General features: G+C 26.0%; 1 protein-coding gene. It reads right to left on the reverse strand.

Going from position 1 to position 1,106, the window contains the following annotated elements:
• Positions 1 to 181: 181 nt before the first annotated feature.
• Positions 182 to 1,030 (reverse strand): streptomycin adenylyltransferase Str, encoded by an 849-nt coding sequence (str, locus tag KA883_RS00480; protein WP_001258486.1) that lies wholly within the window; start codon positions 1,028 to 1,030, stop codon positions 182 to 184.
• Between the last annotated feature and the right edge of the window lie 76 nt (positions 1,031 to 1,106).

Here is a 1,106-nt window from a genome sequence, read left to right on the forward strand (position 1 = left end):
TTCCATGTAAAGTTTAACACAATAGACTTATTTACTACGTTTCATTAGTCATTAATGCTCGTGCTCTGCGAGTCTAGTTTTTGTGCAAGCAAAAAAAATTGACTGAATATATCAGTCCATATGTTCAAAACCAAATTCAAAATCAAAACAAAAGCAACCAAAAATGTGGTTGCTAATAAAATTAATTCTCATAATTATTACGAATAAAATTCTCAATATTTTTTTCGTAATTTGGATAGTTATAATTTCCTAAACAACTTACTTTATTTGAATAATATTTAAATAATTCACAACAAAGCTTAAAAGATTGGTATGTCTTTCTATATCCATTCATCTCAAAAGTAGCTAAAAGCATATTGAATTCTTTATCAGTTAAATATTTGTTTATAAACTTATAATTCTTTCCTAAACTAAAATCAAAACCCCTATTAAAGCCAATATACCAAGAAATCATTCTTAATAATTCAGGACGTAAAATATTATTGAAATGATCTAAAGCAAATAATATTTCTCTTCTAAAAACACCCTTTGCTACATACGTTGAGACACTCCAAAACTCATTACAGCAATCATAAAATTCTCGTTCTGTTGGTTTTTTTAACCAATAATTTGAGTCATCTGGAACAATTTCTTGAGTTACTAAATTATCTTTATCAACTAAAATTTTTACAAGACCATCAGAATCACTAAAATAACGATTTAAATCTTTTAAATTAATTAATGTAATATCCATTTTTATACCATCTTTAAAATACATTATATAACTGTAACCATAATCTAAATCAGGTGGGAATAATTCCATATCTTCTGGTTTCTGTATAAACAATAATTCTCCAAATAAACTTAACCAACTTTCTTCATGTGTGAAATACTCAATATCTGATACGAAAAAAGCAAAATCATAATCTTGAAACTTATCTTTTTTTATATTTTCATTAGTTCTTGAACCCTCGAGAGCAATAATTTTTACATTGCTTCGTTGATAAGCAAATTCAGAAACTAAATTTAAAATTTCTTTTTCAGTCCTCATTGTTTTTTCACTCCCAAAATCTAAATTCACTCTGCCAAAATTCAATCTGCTTTTGCAATTGTTTTTCATTCTCTTT

The organism is Staphylococcus sp. GDY8P54P (assembly GCF_017892645.1).
Taxonomy (GTDB): Bacteria; Bacillota; Bacilli; order Staphylococcales; family Staphylococcaceae; genus Staphylococcus; species Staphylococcus ureilyticus.

Excerpts from the sequence above, each read along its gene's own strand:
- str (WP_001258486.1), bottom strand. The coding sequence starts at position 1,030 with ATGAGGACTGAAAAAGAAATTTTAAATTTAGTTTCTGAATTTGCTTAT.